This is a genomic window from Streptomyces sp. NPDC059852, from assembly GCF_042731455.1.
Classification (GTDB): domain Bacteria; phylum Actinomycetota; class Actinomycetes; order Streptomycetales; family Streptomycetaceae; genus Streptomyces.
On record NZ_JBHWJK010000034.1, the window covers coordinates 18,832 to 32,686 of the forward strand.

16 protein-coding genes are annotated in these 13,855 nt (G+C 71.2%); 11 read left to right on the top strand and 5 right to left on the bottom strand.

Translation table 11 applies throughout. The features are described from left to right. From ACFV46_RS30420 to ACFV46_RS30430, 3 genes are all read left to right on the top strand, one after another. Positions 1-315 carry a hypothetical protein gene (locus ACFV46_RS30420; protein WP_361931296.1) on the top strand — a complete coding sequence of 105 codons (315 nt, stop codon included), beginning with the start codon at positions 1-3 and terminating at the stop codon, positions 313-315. A gap of 132 nt (positions 316-447) precedes the next feature. After that, on the top strand, positions 448-1,554 hold the full coding sequence (locus ACFV46_RS30425; protein ID WP_361931293.1) for an amidohydrolase family protein: 1,107 nt from the start codon (positions 448-450) through the stop codon (positions 1,552-1,554). A 39-nt stretch (positions 1,555-1,593) separates the two neighbouring features. After that, the gene (locus ACFV46_RS30430; RefSeq protein ID WP_361931290.1) at positions 1,594-2,331 is read left to right on the top strand and encodes a nucleotidyltransferase domain-containing protein; all 738 of its coding nucleotides are present in this window, start codon (positions 1,594-1,596) and stop codon (positions 2,329-2,331) included. Here the strand turns inward: ACFV46_RS30430 and ACFV46_RS30435 are convergent. The 4 genes from ACFV46_RS30435 to ACFV46_RS30450 form a co-directional block, all read right to left on the bottom strand. Next, entirely contained in the window at positions 2,286-3,308 is a 1,023-nt protein-coding gene (locus ACFV46_RS30435) for a COX15/CtaA family protein (RefSeq protein ID WP_361931287.1), read from the bottom strand. The two genes, ACFV46_RS30430 and ACFV46_RS30435, sit on opposite strands and share 46 nt — an antisense overlap. Positions 3,309-3,364: 56 nt before the next feature. Next, positions 3,365-4,141 (bottom strand): ABC transporter permease, encoded by a 777-nt coding sequence (locus ACFV46_RS30440; RefSeq protein ID WP_385500583.1) that lies wholly within the window; start codon positions 4,139-4,141, stop codon positions 3,365-3,367. Continuing rightward, positions 4,138-5,061, bottom strand: coding sequence for an ABC transporter ATP-binding protein (locus ACFV46_RS30445; RefSeq protein WP_361931281.1), 924 nt, complete (start codon positions 5,059-5,061; stop codon positions 4,138-4,140). Before ACFV46_RS30445 ends, ACFV46_RS30440 begins: the two co-directional genes overlap by 4 nt. 68 nt (positions 5,062-5,129) lie before the next feature. Then, the gene (locus tag ACFV46_RS30450; protein ID WP_385500585.1) at positions 5,130-5,927 is read right to left on the bottom strand and encodes an aminoglycoside N(3)-acetyltransferase; all 798 of its coding nucleotides are present in this window, start codon (positions 5,925-5,927) and stop codon (positions 5,130-5,132) included. Positions 5,928-6,088: 161 nt separating this feature from the next. Between ACFV46_RS30450 and ACFV46_RS30455 the strand changes: the two genes are divergently transcribed. From ACFV46_RS30455 to ACFV46_RS30490, 8 genes are all read left to right on the top strand, one after another. Next, positions 6,089-6,841 (top strand): metalloregulator ArsR/SmtB family transcription factor, encoded by a 753-nt coding sequence (locus ACFV46_RS30455; RefSeq protein ID WP_361931275.1) that lies wholly within the window; start codon positions 6,089-6,091, stop codon positions 6,839-6,841. Further along, the gene (gene sufB / locus ACFV46_RS30460) at positions 6,838-8,259 is read left to right on the top strand and encodes a Fe-S cluster assembly protein SufB (RefSeq protein ID WP_361931272.1); all 1,422 of its coding nucleotides are present in this window, start codon (positions 6,838-6,840) and stop codon (positions 8,257-8,259) included. The genes ACFV46_RS30455 and sufB overlap by 4 nt, the downstream gene beginning before the upstream one ends. An 87-nt stretch (positions 8,260-8,346) precedes the next feature. Next, a complete protein-coding gene (sufD, locus tag ACFV46_RS30465) occupies positions 8,347-9,564 on the top strand; it encodes a Fe-S cluster assembly protein SufD (RefSeq protein WP_361931269.1) in 1,218 nt (405 codons plus the stop codon). Next, on the top strand, positions 9,564-9,881 hold the full coding sequence (locus tag ACFV46_RS30470) for a bifunctional 3-phenylpropionate/cinnamic acid dioxygenase ferredoxin subunit (protein WP_361931265.1): 318 nt from the start codon (positions 9,564-9,566) through the stop codon (positions 9,879-9,881). The genes sufD and ACFV46_RS30470 overlap by 1 nt, the downstream gene beginning before the upstream one ends. A 7-nt stretch (positions 9,882-9,888) precedes the next feature. Further along, positions 9,889-10,653, top strand: coding sequence for a Fe-S cluster assembly ATPase SufC (gene sufC / locus ACFV46_RS30475; RefSeq protein WP_361343205.1), 765 nt, complete (start codon positions 9,889-9,891; stop codon positions 10,651-10,653). Next, positions 10,650-11,906 (top strand): cysteine desulfurase, encoded by a 1,257-nt coding sequence (locus ACFV46_RS30480; protein ID WP_151783437.1) that lies wholly within the window; start codon positions 10,650-10,652, stop codon positions 11,904-11,906. The genes sufC and ACFV46_RS30480 overlap by 4 nt, the downstream gene beginning before the upstream one ends. 21 nt (positions 11,907-11,927) lie before the next feature. Further along, complete coding sequence (gene sufU, locus ACFV46_RS30485; RefSeq protein ID WP_361931262.1) at positions 11,928-12,395, top strand: Fe-S cluster assembly sulfur transfer protein SufU; 468 nt, start codon at positions 11,928-11,930, stop codon at positions 12,393-12,395. Beyond that, positions 12,392-12,724 (top strand): metal-sulfur cluster assembly factor, encoded by a 333-nt coding sequence (locus ACFV46_RS30490; RefSeq protein WP_151783435.1) that lies wholly within the window; start codon positions 12,392-12,394, stop codon positions 12,722-12,724. The genes sufU and ACFV46_RS30490 overlap by 4 nt, the downstream gene beginning before the upstream one ends. 69 nt (positions 12,725-12,793) lie before the next feature. On the opposite strand, the gene ACFV46_RS30495 is transcribed toward ACFV46_RS30490, so the two are convergent. Then, positions 12,794-13,624, bottom strand: coding sequence for an AbfB domain-containing protein (locus ACFV46_RS30495; protein ID WP_385500587.1), 831 nt, complete (start codon positions 13,622-13,624; stop codon positions 12,794-12,796). Between the last annotated feature and the right edge of the window lie 231 nt (positions 13,625-13,855).

Below are 13,855 nucleotides of genomic sequence, written 5' to 3' on the forward strand. Positions count from 1 at the left end.
ATGGCAGACGACACGCAGCAGGTCGACGAGCGCAAGGTGACCCGCCTCGCGCACCGGATCAACGCCTTCGCCAAGTCCCACGGCGGTGCCGAGGCCCAGATCGCGTACCTCGGCGAGCGCGGCGCCCGCATCGTCCTCGTGGGCGAGGACGGCGGCTGGGGCGACCTGGTGGCCCCCTCGTTCGAGACCGCCGAGAAGGCCGTCGAGAAGGCCGGGATCACCCGCCACGAGTCCTTCGACGGCGAGTTCGCGGCGAAGGTGACGACGGGCCCCTACGAGTGGAAGCGGATGGCCGGCATCCAGCTCGGTGGCTGAGCCCGCCCGCTCCGACGGCTGAGCACCCCGCCCGCTCCGGCGGCTGAGAGCCCGCCCGCCTCCCCAACACCTCGGCACCGGTTCACCCGTTAGGACGTGTAAGCACGCCACGTCCACCCACGGGGAGCCCGGATGATCGACACGCCGTCTCTCGTGGACCAGTACTGCCACGGCGTACTGAGAGCGGAACTGGGCCTCGGCACCTTCGAGGCCCAGCTGGCCCGCACCGAGGGACCCCCGGCGCCCGGCACCACGCTCTTCGACACCCAGACAGGCTTCGCCGTACGGCGCTGGTGCCCGCCGCTGCTCGGTCTGGAGCCGCACTGCCCGCCCGCCCGGTATCTGGCCCGGCGCCGTGAGCTCGGCGTCTGGGAGGCCGGGCGGCGGCTGCTGCGGGGCAGCGGCATCACGACCTATCTGGTCGACACCGGCCTGCCCGGCGACCTGACCGGCCCCCCGGAGATGGCCTCCGCCGCGTCCGCCGAGGCCCACGAGATCGTCCGCCTCGAACTCCTCGCCGAACAGGTCGCCGACACCTCCGGCACCGTCGAGTCCTTCCTCGCCAACCTCGCCGAGTCCGTGCACGCCGCGGCCGCGCACGCCGTCGCCTTCACCTCGGTCGCCGGCGTACGGCACGGCCTGGCGCTGGCGCCCGAGCCGCCCGGACCGGGGGAGGTGCGGGGCGCGGCCGGACGCTGGCTCGCGGACCGTGACGTCGGCGGTGAGCTGACCGACCCGGTGCTGCTGAGGCACCTGCTGTGGATCGCGGTGGCGTCGGGGCTGCCGCTCCAGCTGCACGCCGGGCTGGGCCAGCCGGGCCTGCGCATCGACCGCACCGACCCGGTCCTGCTCACGGACTTCGTCCGCGCCACCGCCGGTCTCGGCACCGACCTGGTCCTGCTGCACGGCTACCCCTACCACCGGCACGCCGCCCATCTCGCCGGTGTCTTCCCGCACGTCTACGCCGACTCCGGCGCCGCCCTGGTGCGCACCGGAGCCCGCGCGGCCACGATCCTCGCCGAGATCCTGGAGCTGGCCCCCTTCGGCAAGATCCTCTTCTCCAGCGGCGCCCAGGGCCTGCCCGAACTGCACGTCGTCGGCGCACAGCTGTTCCGCGAGTCCCTCGCCCGGGTGCTCGGCACATGGGTCGCCGAGGGCGCCTGGTCACCGGCGGACGCCCAGCGGGTGGCGGAGATGGTGTCGGCGGGGAACGCCCGCCGGGTCTACGGCCTCCGGTGAGGGGTGTACGCCCCGGGCGCCCGCGGCCAGACTGACGGGATGCCGACCGACGCCCTGCTCGACCGCTTCCTCACCGCCCTGGGACCGCTGAGGCCCGTCGCCGTCTGGGCGCACGGCTCGCTCGCCGGCGGCGACTACCAGGAGGGCCGCAGCGACCTGGACCTGATCGCCGTCCTGGACGGCCCGCTCACCCCCCGCACGATCTGGCGGCTGGCCACGCTGCACGCCCGGCTGCGGACCGCGCCGCTCGCGCCGCTGCTGCACTGCTCCTACCTCACGCCGGACACCCTGGAGGACCCCGCCCGGCGCCATCTCACCTGGGCGCACGAGGAGCTGTTCCGGCGGCCCGTCACCCCCGTGACCCGTCGGGAGCTGCACACCTTCGGGCGCGTCCTGCACGGCGAGGCCCCCGCCGCCCTGCTGCCGCCGGTGCCGGACCGCGAGCTGGCCGCGTTCGTCGTGCGCGACCAGCGGGACTTCTGGCGGCCCGCCGTGGCCGACGCCCGGCTGTGGACCCGGGACGTCTGGGTCGACCTGGGGCTGATCACGTTCGCGCGGGCGAGCGTCACCGCGCGCGAGGGACGGCTCATCTCCAAACGGGAGGCGCTGGAGCTGCTGCCCGGGCTGGGGGCGCCCGCCGAGGTCGTCGCCGACGTCCACGGCCGCCGCTACGGCCGGCCGAAGCCGCCGTCCGGCGCCTGGGCGGCGCGGCGGGCCCGGCTGACGCGTGCCTACCTGGGGCCGGCGATCGACGCGCTGGTGGCGTCCAGCGGCTGAGCGGGCAGATCCGGCACGGACGCCTCCGGCCGCTCGCGCAGCGCGAGGAACACGCGCATCACCGCGATCCACACCAGGGTCGAACCCAGCATGTGCAGGCCGACCAGCAGCTCCGGGAGGTCCGTGAAGTACTGGACGTAGCCGATGACGCCCTGCGCCAGCAGCACCAGGAACAGGTCGCGGGTGCGGTCCAGCGGCCCCTTCGGGGCGTCGACCGCCTTGAGGACGAACCAGAGCGCGAAGGTCAGCGTCACGACGATCCAGGCCAGCACGGCGTGCAGCTTCGTCACGGTCTCCCAGTCGACCGGCATCCGCTCGACCTCGCTGGAGTCGCCCGCGTGCGGTCCCGCACCGGTGACGACCGTGCCCACCAGGATCAGCAGCACCGAGGCCGCGACCAGGAACCACACCAGCTGCTGGACCGCCTTGCCGACCAGCGGGCGTGGCGCCGCGTCCCCCTCACGGGTGCGCTGCCACATCACCACGGCGACCGCGATCAGCGCGGACGACACCGCGAAGTGGGCCGCGACCGTGTACGGGTTCAGGCCGACCAGGACGACGATGCCGCCGAGGACGGCGTTGCTCATCACGATCCAGAACTGCGCCCAGCCCAGCCGGGTCAGACCCCGCCGGTACGGCTCGGTGGAGCGGGCGGCGATGATCGCCCAGCCGACCGCCGCGCACAGCACGTACGTCAGCATGCGGTTGCCGAACTCGATCGCGCCGTGCAGGCCCATCTCGCGGGTGCTGGTGAGCGAGTCGCCGGTGCACTTGGGCCAGGTCGGGCAGCCGAGCCCGGAACCGGTGAGGCGCACGGCCCCACCCGTGACCACGATGATCACGGACATCACGAGCGCGGCGAGCGCCGCGCGCCGGACGGTCCTCGGGTCCGGGGTCCAGCGGGCGGCGATGAAGGCGAGCGGGTTGCGCACGGCGGCCTGGGCGTCGGCGCGGGTCAGGTTCTGCACGCGCACCATCGTAGGCCGCCGCTTGTGCACGCTTTCACGAGGGGGGCGCCCCGCGGGGCGGCGCGCTACTCCCAGCGGAAGAACCGGCCGGCCGCCGCGAGGCCCACGACCGCCCATACGGCGAGGATCGCCACATCGCCCCAGGGCATGCTCGCACCGTGCTGGAGCACATCCCGCAGCCCGTCGGAGAGCGCCGAGACGGGCAGCAGCCCGAGGACGTCCTGAGCGGCCTCCGGGAACCTGTCCAGCGGCACGACGACCCCGCCGCCGACGAGCAGCAGCAGGAAGACCAGGTTGGCGGCGGCCAGCGTCGCCTCCGCCTTGAGCGTCCCGGCCATCAGCAGCCCGAGCCCCGAGAACGCGGCCGTCCCGAGGACCAGCAGCAGGAGCACGGCCGCCGGGTTGCCGTGCGGCGACCAGCCCAGCGCGAAGGCGATCACCGTCAGCAGGACGATCTGCAGGACCTCGGTGACCAGCACCGACAGCGTCTTCGCCGCCATCAGGCCCCAGCGTGGCAGCGGTGAGGACGCCAGCCGCTTCAGCACGCCGTACCGGCGCTCGAAGCCCGTGGCGATGGCCTGCCCGGTGAACGCCGTCGACATCACGGCGAGCGCCAGGATGCCGGGGGCGAGGAAGTCCACCGCCTCGCCCGCGCCGGTGTCCACGATGTCGACCGAGCTGAAGAGCACGAGCAGCAGGGTCGGGATCACGACGGTCAGCAGCAGCTGCTCGCCGTTGCGCAGCAGCATCTTCGTCTCGAGCGCGGCCTGCGCGGCGATCATGCGGGGGAGCGGGGCCGCGCCCGGCTTCGGGACGTACGTCCCGGTGCTCGCAGTGGTCATGAGCGCAGCTCCTTGCCGGTCAGCTCCAGGAAGACGTCCTCCAGCGTGTGCCGCTCCACCGAGATCCGGTCCGGCATCACCCCGTGCTGCGCGCACCAGGACGTCACCGTGGCGAGCAGTTGCGGATCGACCTTGCCGACGACCCGGTAGGAGCCGGGCGTCAGCTCGGCGGCCGTGCAGTCGGCGGGCAGCGCCTTGAGCAGGGAGCCCACGTCGAGGCCGGGGCGGCCGCTGAAGCGCAGGGTGTTCTCGGCGCCGCCGCGGCACAGCTCCTCGGGGGAGCCCTGGGCGATGACCCGGCCCGCGTCGATGATGGCGACGTCGTCGGCGAGCTGTTCGGCCTCGTCCATGTAGTGCGTGGTGAGGATCACCGAGACGCCGTCGCCGCGCAGATCCCGGACCAGGTCCCAGGTGGCCCGGCGGGCCTGCGGGTCCAGTCCGGCGGTCGGCTCGTCGAGGAAGACCAGTTCGGGCCGGCCGACGACGGCCATGGCGAGCGCGAGACGCTGCTGCTGGCCGCCGGAGAGCCGGCGGTACGTCGTCCGGCCGCAGCCGCCGAGGCCGAGCCGCTCGATGAGCGCGTCCACGTCCAGGGGGTGGGCGTGCAGCTTGGCGACATGGCGCAGCATCTCGTCCGCGCGCGCACCGGAGTAGACACCGCCGGACTGGAGCATCACCCCGATCCGGGGCCGCAGCGCGGCGGACTGCCGCACCGGGTCCAGGCCGAGGACACGCACGGTGCCGGAGTCCGGTCTGCGGTAGCCCTCGCAGGTCTCCACCGTCGTCGTCTTGCCCGCGCCGTTCGGTCCGAGCACGGCCGTGACGCCCGCCCGGGCCACCAGGTCGAGACCGTCCACCGCGGTTCTGCCGCCGTACCGCTTCACCAGGGCGTGGACCTGGACCACGGGCTCGTTTCGCATGGCTCAAGAGTCTAGGGAGACCGCGGGTCCCCCGAACGGCCGGGTGCGCATCTCCCCGTACGACGGCCTCATATCTCCTCGGCGCGGGGGCGGTGCGTCTCCAGCCACCGCACCGCGTAGGCCACGGCGTCGGGCAGCGCGAACAGGCGTGCCTCGGCCGCGCCGACCCGGCCGCGCAGTACCGGGCGGTCCCGTTCGAAGTCGTGCCCGAGCTCGTCGAAGCGTTCCGAGGTGATGGACACCTCGGTGACCACCTCCCACCCCCCGGGCCCCGGCCGTCCCACGCGCACCCGCGGCGAGGGGATCCGGTATTCGGCCAGGTGGAAGGCGGTGCAGGTGCCGTAGCCGGCGCCGAGCAGCAGCACGCGCGCGTGCAGCGCCTCCAGCCGGGCCAGCGGGCTGCGCTCGCCGAGCCGGCAATCCGTCGCGTGCCCGTCGGTGATCTCCCGCGCCCGGGCGCCGAGGGCCGCGAAGGACGTCTGGGGGTGGGCGCTGCGCGTGGCGCCGGGCCAGGTCCGCACGGTCTCGGGGACGGCGCCCATGCCGCGTGAGGGGGTCACCCGGGGGTCGTAGGCGGGCATGGTCGCCCGGATGGTCGACCACCACTCCTCGGGCACCGGTGGGTGGTGCCACACGGCCGGGTCGGACAGGTCGCCGGTCTGGGTGGGGACCACCAGGGTGCCGTCGGGGCCGAGGGCGTCGAGCAGCCCCTGGACGACGGCGACGGCACCTCCGCACACCCAGCCGAGGGAGCTGAGCGAGGAGTGCACGAGGAGCGTGTCACCCTGGTGCACGCCGAGGGCGCGCAGGTGGGCCGCGAGGGTGTCGCGGGTGACAAGAGGGCCGGTCGGAGGGGGTGTCGGCATGGTCCGGGAGTGTTCCGGGCGGGCGCGCCCGGCGCCACCGGTTTGATCGATCAAAGATCGTTTCCGCAGGTCACATTAGGTATACCTAAGTGACGTAGGGCACCGTCGTCGCGGACGGGGGCGGCTTGCCTGGGTTCGAGGAATTACGCAACAATGGCGTTGTGAAAAACGTCGGCGAGGCTCGGGAGACCCCCACGGGGGCCCCTCAGGAGGAACTCGCGACCGGTGAGCGCTCCACGCGCAACCGGGTCGCGCGGTCCATCCTGGACCACGGGCCGTCGACCGTCGCCGAGCTGGCCGGCCGGCTGGGCCTCACCCAGGCCGCCGTACGCAGGCATCTCGACGCACTGGTCGCCGACGACGTCGTGGAGGCCCGGGAACAGCGGGTCTACGGCACGCGCACGCGCGGGAGGCCCGCCAAGGTCTTCGCGCTCACCGATTGCGGCCGCGACGCCTTCGACCAGTCCTACGACAAGCTCGCGGCGGACGCCCTGAAGTGGATCGCCGAGCGCGAGGGCGGAAGCGAGGCGGTCGCCGCCTTCGCCCGCGCCCGCCTCGAGGCCCAGGCGCGCGCCTACCGCGAGGCGATCGAGGCGGCCGGACCCGACGAGCGCACCGAGGCCCTGGCCAAGGCCCTCAGCGCCGACGGGTACGCTGCGGCGGCGCGCAGTGCGCCCCACCCGCAGCAGGGCGAGCAGCTCTGCCAGCACCACTGCCCGGTCGCCCATGTCGCGGAGCAGTTCCCGCAGCTGTGCGAGGCGGAGACGGAGATCTTCGCCGAGCTGCTCGGGACCCACGTCCAGCGGCTGGCGACCATCGCGCACGGCGACGGCGTCTGCACGACGTTCATCCCCAGGATTTCCCACACCACTCACCACGCATCCGCTAGCACGGCCGGGAGGAACCCCGCATGACTCTCCCCACGGAGACTGCCCACCCTGAGCTCGAGGGCCTGGGCAAGTACGAATACGGCTGGGCCGACTCCGACGAGGCCGGTGCCGCGGCGAAGCGCGGCCTGAACGAGGACGTCGTCCGCGACATCTCCGGCAAGAAGTCGGAGCCGGAGTGGATGACGAAGCTGCGTCTCAAGGGTCTGAAGCTCTTCGAGAAGAAGCCCATGCCGAACTGGGGCTCGGACCTGTCGGGCATCGACTTCGACAACATCAAGTACTTCGTGCGCTCCACGGAGAAGCAGGCGGCGTCCTGGGAGGAGCTCCCCGAGGACATCAAGAACACCTACGACAAGCTGGGCATCCCGGAGGCCGAGAAGCAGCGCCTCGTCGCCGGTGTCGCCGCCCAGTACGAGTCGGAGGTCGTCTACCACCAGATCCGTGAGGACCTGGAGGAGCAGGGCGTCATCTTCCTCGACACCGACACCGCGCTGAAGGAGCACCCGGAGCTCTTCAAGGAGTACTTCGGCACCGTCATCCCGGCCGGTGACAACAAGTTCGCCGCGCTGAACACCGCGGTGTGGTCCGGCGGCTCCTTCATCTACGTGCCGAAGGGCGTGCACGTCGAGATCCCGCTCCAGGCCTACTTCCGGATCAACACCGAGAACATGGGCCAGTTCGAGCGGACCCTGATCATCGTCGACGAGGGTGCCTACGTGCACTACGTCGAGGGCTGCACCGCCCCGATCTACAAGTCGGACTCGCTGCACTCCGCGGTCGTCGAGATCATCGTCAAGAAGAACGCCCGCTGCCGCTACACGACCATCCAGAACTGGTCGAACAACGTCTACAACCTGGTGACCAAGCGCGCCGTCGCCTACGAGGGCGCCACCATGGAGTGGATCGACGGCAACATCGGCTCCAAGGTCACGATGAAGTACCCGGCCGTCTACCTGATGGGCGAGCACGCCAAGGGCGAGACGCTGTCCATCGCCTTCGCGGGCGAGGGCCAGCACCAGGACGCCGGCGCCAAGATGGTCCACATGGCCCCGAACACGTCCTCCAACATCGTCTCCAAGTCGGTGGCGCGCGGCGGCGGCCGTACCTCCTACCGCGGTCTCATCGAGATCGGCGAGGGCGCCCCGGGCGCCAAGTCGAACGTGCTCTGCGACGCGCTGCTCGTCGACACGATCTCGCGGTCGGACACCTACCCGTACGTCGACGTCCGCGAGGACGACGTCTCCATGGGCCACGAGGCGACCGTCTCCAAGGTCTCCGAGGACCAGCTCTTCTACCTGATGAGCCGCGGTCTGAGCGAGGACGAGGCGATGGCGATGATCGTGCGCGGCTTCGTCGAGCCGATCGCCAAGGAGCTGCCGATGGAGTACGCCCTCGAGCTCAACCGGCTGATCGAGCTGCAGATGGAAGGCGCGGTCGGCTGACACCCCGCCCTCCGCTCCGGCAGCAGGCGGCCCGCCCCAGCGGCGGGCCGAAGATCGTAAACGTAGGAAGAGAGCAGACCGACAGCCATGGCTGAGGCCCAGAACTCCCCCACCCTCAACTCCGTTCGGGCGGGGGGACCCCCACCGGTGGGTTCGACCACCGCCGGCTCGATCGCGGTGGCCGCGGAGTCGACCGTCGTCTCGCGCATGAGCGCGCCCCCGTCCTTCGACGTGGCGGACTTCCCCGTCCCGCACGGCCGTGAGGAGGAGTGGCGGTTCACCCCGCTGGAGCGCCTGCGCGGCCTGCACGACGGCACCGCCGTCGCGGCCGGCGAGGGCGTCAAGGTGACCGTGTCGGCGCCCGACGGTGTCGTCGTCGAGACCGTCGGCCGCGACGACGCCCGGCTCGGCAGGGCGGGCACGCCCGTGGACCGCGTCGCCGCCCAGGCGTACTCGTCCTTCGAGCAGGCCGGCGTGGTCACCGTCCCCAAGGAGACGGTCCTCACCGAGCCCATCCGCATCGCCGTGCACGGCGAGGGCGGGGTCCGCTACGGCCACCAGGTCATCGAACTGGGCGCCTTCGCCGAGGCCGTCGTCGTCATCGACCACACCGGTGACGCCGTGCTCGCCGCCAACGTCGAGTACGTCCTGGGCGACGGCGCCAAGCTGACCGTCGTCTCCGTCCAGGACTGGGACGACAAGGCCGTGCACATCGCCCAGCACAACGCCCTCGTGGGCCGCGACGCCTCCTTCAAGTCGGTCGTCGTCACCTTCGGCGGCGACGTCGTCCGGCTGAACCCGCGCGTCGAGTACGCCGGCCCCGGCGGCGAGGCCGAGCTGTTCGGCCTGTACTTCACCGACGCCGGGCAGCACCAGGAGCACCGCCTCCTGGTCACCCACAACACTCCGCACTGCAAGTCCAACGTCGTCTACAAGGGCGCGCTGCAGGGCGAGGACGCCCACGCCGTGTGGATCGGCGACGTCCTCATCGAGGCCAAGGCCGAGGGCACGGACACCTACGAGATGAACCGCAACCTGGTTCTGACCGACGGCGCCCGCGTCGACTCCGTGCCGAACCTGGAGATCGAGACCGGTGAGATCGTCGGCGCCGGCCACGCCTCCGCCACCGGCCGCTTCGACGACGAGCAGCTCTTCTACCTGATGGCCCGCGGCATCCCGGCCGACGAGGCCCGCCGTCTGGTCGTCCGCGGCTTCTTCGCCGAGCTGGTCCAGCAGATCGGCGTCGAGGACCTCCAGTCCCGGCTGCTGGAGAGGATCGACGAAGAGCTGGAGGCGTCGGTCTGATGGCCTTCGTACGCGCCTGTGGGCTGAGCGAGCTGGAAGAGGACACCCCCAAACGGGTGGAACTCGACGGCACGCCGGTCTCGGTCGTCCGTACCGAGGGAGAGGTGTTCGCGATCAACGACATCTGCTCCCACGCGAACGTCTCGCTCTCCGAGGGCGAGGTGGAGGACTGCCAGATCGAGTGCTGGCTGCACGGCTCCGCGTTCGACCTCCGCACCGGCAAGCCGTCCGGCCTTCCCGCGACGCGCCCCGTCCCCGTATACCCCGTAAAGATCGAAGGGGACGACGTGCTCGTCTCCCTCACCCAGGAGTCCTGAGGCACCCATGGCAACGCTTGAAATCCGAGACCTGCACGTCACCGTCGAGGCCGACAACGCCACGAAGGAGATCCTCAAGGGCGTCGACCTCACCGTGAAGCAGGGCGAGACGCACGCCATCATGGGCCCCAACGGCTCGGGCAAGTCGACCCTCGCCTACTCCCTCGCGGGTCACCCGAAGTACACGATCACGTCCGGCTCCGTCACCCTCGACGGCGAGGACGTCCTCGAGATGTCCGTCGACGAGCGCGCCCGCGCCGGCCTGTTCCTCGCCATGCAGTACCCGGTCGAGGTCCCCGGCGTCTCCGTCTCCAACTTCCTGCGCACCTCCGCCACCGCCGTCCGCGGCGAGGCCCCCAAGCTGCGCACCTGGGTGAAGGAGGTCCGCGAGGCCATGGAGCGCCTCAACATGGACCCGGCCTTCGCCGAGCGCAACGTCAACGAGGGCTTCTCCGGCGGTGAGAAGAAGCGCCACGAGATCCTTCAGCTGGAGCTGCTCAAGCCGAAGATCGCGATCCTCGACGAGACCGACTCCGGCCTCGACGTCGACGCCCTGCGCGTCGTCTCCGAGGGCGTCAACCGCGTCCGCGAGACCGGTGAGGTCGGCACCCTCCTCATCACCCACTACACGCGCATCCTGCGCTACATCAAGCCCGACCACGTGCACGTGTTCGCGAACGGCCGTATCGCCGAGTCCGGCGGCGCCGAGCTCGCGGACCAGCTGGAGGCCGAGGGCTACGACAAGTACGTGAAGGGTGGCGCATCCGCGTGACACAGCTGCCGGGCCTCCTCGACACCGAGGCGCTGCGCAAGGACTTCCCGATCCTGGACCGCGTCCTGCACGACGGCAGGAAGCTCGTGTACCTGGACAACGCGGCGACCTCGCAGACGCCGCGCCAGGTCCTCGACGTGCTCTCCGAGTACTACGAGCAGCACAACGCCAACGTCCACCGTGGAGTGCACGTCCTCGCCGAGGAGGCCACGGCACTGTACGAGGGCGCGCGGGACAAGGTCGCGGAGTTCATCAACGCGCCCTCGCGCGACGAGGTGATCTTCACCAAGAACGCCTCCGAATCGCTGAACCTCGTGGCGAACATGCTGGGCTGGGCCGACGAGCCCTACCGCGTGGACGCCGACACGGAGATCGTCATCACGGAGATGGAGCATCACTCCAACATCGTGCCGTGGCAGCTGCTCGCGCAGCGCACGGGCGCGAAGCTGAAGTGGTTCGGCCTCACCGACGACGGCCGTCTCGACCTGTCGAACATCGACCAGGTGATCACGGAGAAGACGAAGATCGTCTCCTTCGTGCTGGTGTCGAACATCCTCGGCACCCACAACCCGGTCGAGGCCATCGTGCGCCGCGCGCAGGAGGTCGGTGCCCTGGTCTGCATCGACGCCTCGCAGGCCGCTCCGCACATGCCGCTGGACGTGCAGTCCCTCCAGGCCGACTTCGTGGCCTTCACCGGTCACAAGATGTGCGGCCCGACCGGCATCGGCGTCCTGTGGGGCCGCCAGGAGCTGCTGGAGGACCTGCCCCCGTTCCTCGGCGGCGGCGAGATGATCGAGACCGTCTCGATGCACTCGTCGACGTACGCCCCCGCCCCGCACAAGTTCGAGGCGGGCACCCCGCCGATCTCCCAGGCCATCGGTCTGGGCGCGGCGATCGACTACCTCAACTCGATCGGCATGGACAAGATCCTCGCCCATGAGCAGGCCCTCACCGAGTACGCGGTGAAGCGTCTGACGGAGGTCCCCGACCTGCGGATCATCGGTCCCACCACGGCCGAGGACCGGGGCGCCGCGATCTCCTTCACGCTGGGCGACATCCACCCGCACGACGTGGGCCAGGTCCTCGACGAGCAGGGCATCGCGGTCCGGGTCGGCCACCACTGCGCCCGCCCCGTGTGCCTGCGCTACGGAATTCCTGCGACCACGCGAGCGTCGTTCTATCTGTACTCCACGCCGGCCGAGATCGACGCTCTGGTGGACGGCCTGGAGCACGTACGGAACTTCTTCGGCTGACGGGACGGGACGAGCGATCGCATGAAGCTGGATTCGATGTACCAGGAAGTCATCCTGGACCACTACAAGAACCCGCACGGGCGTGGTCTGAGGGATGGCGACGCCGAGGTGCACCACGTGAACCCGACGTGCGGCGACGAAATCACCCTGCGTGTGAAGTACGACGGCACGACGATCGAGGACGTCTCGTACGAGGGCCAGGGCTGCTCCATCAGCCAGGCGAGCGCGTCCGTACTGAACGAGCTCCTCGTCGGCAAGGACCTCTCCGACGCGCGGACGATCCAGGAGACCTTCCTGGAGCTGATGCAGTCCAAGGGGAAGATCGAGCCCGACGACGCCATGGAGGAGGTCCTGGAGGACGCGGTCGCGTTCGCCGGGGTCTCCAAGTACCCGGCCCGGGTCAAGTGCGCCCTCCTCAGCTGGATGGCGTGGAAGGACGCGACGGCCCAGGTGCTGGGCGGAGCCGACGCCGAAAGGAAGACGGCATGAGTGACACCGTGGAGATGAAGCCGGCCTCGGAGGAGGAGCTTCGCGAGGCCCTGATGGACGTCGTCGACCCCGAGCTGGGCATCGACGTCGTCAACCTCGGCCTGATCTACGGCATCCACGTCGACGAGTCGAACATCGCGACCGTCGACATGACCCTGACCTCGGCGGCCTGCCCGCTGACCGACGTCATCGAGGACCAGGCCAAGTCCGCCACGGACGGCCTCGTCAGCGAGCTGCGCATCAACTGGGTCTGGATGCCGCCGTGGGGCCCGGACAAGATCACGGACGACGGGCGTGAGCAGCTGCGCGCGCTCGGGTTCAACGTCTGAGACCCTTCGCTGCACGACACACCTGTGGCCCCCGGCTGTCCCTGCCGGGGGCCACAGGTCTGTCCGGGCTCACGCGCCGGGCGCGTCGACCAGCCGGAACGCCGAGTCGGCCAAGAACAGCCCGTCCCGCTGGTACGGATCGAGCCGCAGCCGGAAGTCCCGGTGCCGCAGAAAACGGCCCGGATGGTTCACCGACTCCAGCATGACGGCACCGGAGTGCGGCGAGGAGCGGGGGCAGAAGGTGGCGTCCCGGCGGAACAGCGCGGAGCCGTCGTAGCGGTCCTCGCGCAGCAGGAAGTCCCGGTGGCGCAGATAGCGGCCGTCGGCCGTGGCGAAGGAGTGGCAGGACGCGTCGGCGAGCCCCGCGACCAGCCGGAAGGCGACGTCGGCGCGCTGCCCGGAGCCGACCGGGTCCAGCCGTACGGCATCGCCGGTCACATGCCACTGCCGGTCGGGGTAGTTGACCGCGCGGACGGAGCGCCAGGTGCTGTCGGCGGGCGGCCGGTGCGTGGGGTGGGCCGACGACGGGCCGGGCTCGGCCGACGGGGACGTGCTGGGCGTGGACGCCGAAGGAGAGGTGCCTGTCTCTTCGGCCGCCGGGCTCGCCGACCGCCCCGGGGCCATGCCGCTCTGCCCGGCGGGGGGAGTCTGCGAGGGCGTGGCGAACGAGATCAGACCGGGGACGGTGACATCGACGCGTGAGGGCGCCGGCGCGGCTGACAGGGCGTCAGAATCCTTACCGGACACGGCCAGTGCGGTCGCACAGGCGACGATCGTCGCCACGGCCAGCCCGCCGGCCAGCCACAGCCGGCGGGTCCCCGGCGCCCGGGAGGTGTCCGGGGCCCAGCCGTCCTCCCAGACCGGCCGGTCCGGCGTGGGCCGGGATGCGTTGTCGGGCATGGGTGTTCCTCCGGCGGCGCCCTCGACGACGGCCGCGGCTGTGCAGGACAGGTGTGTGAACGGTGAAACACTAGTGGACACAGGGGCTGTTGAGTAACTGTCCGGAGTGATCCGTGTCCGGTTGTGCATCCATTCCGCAGGCGTACGCAACTCACTTGCCGCAAACAGGACTTGACGCGTAAGCGGGACGACTTCGGCCCCGGTCCGTCGCCCTTCCGCCGCCCCCGCACG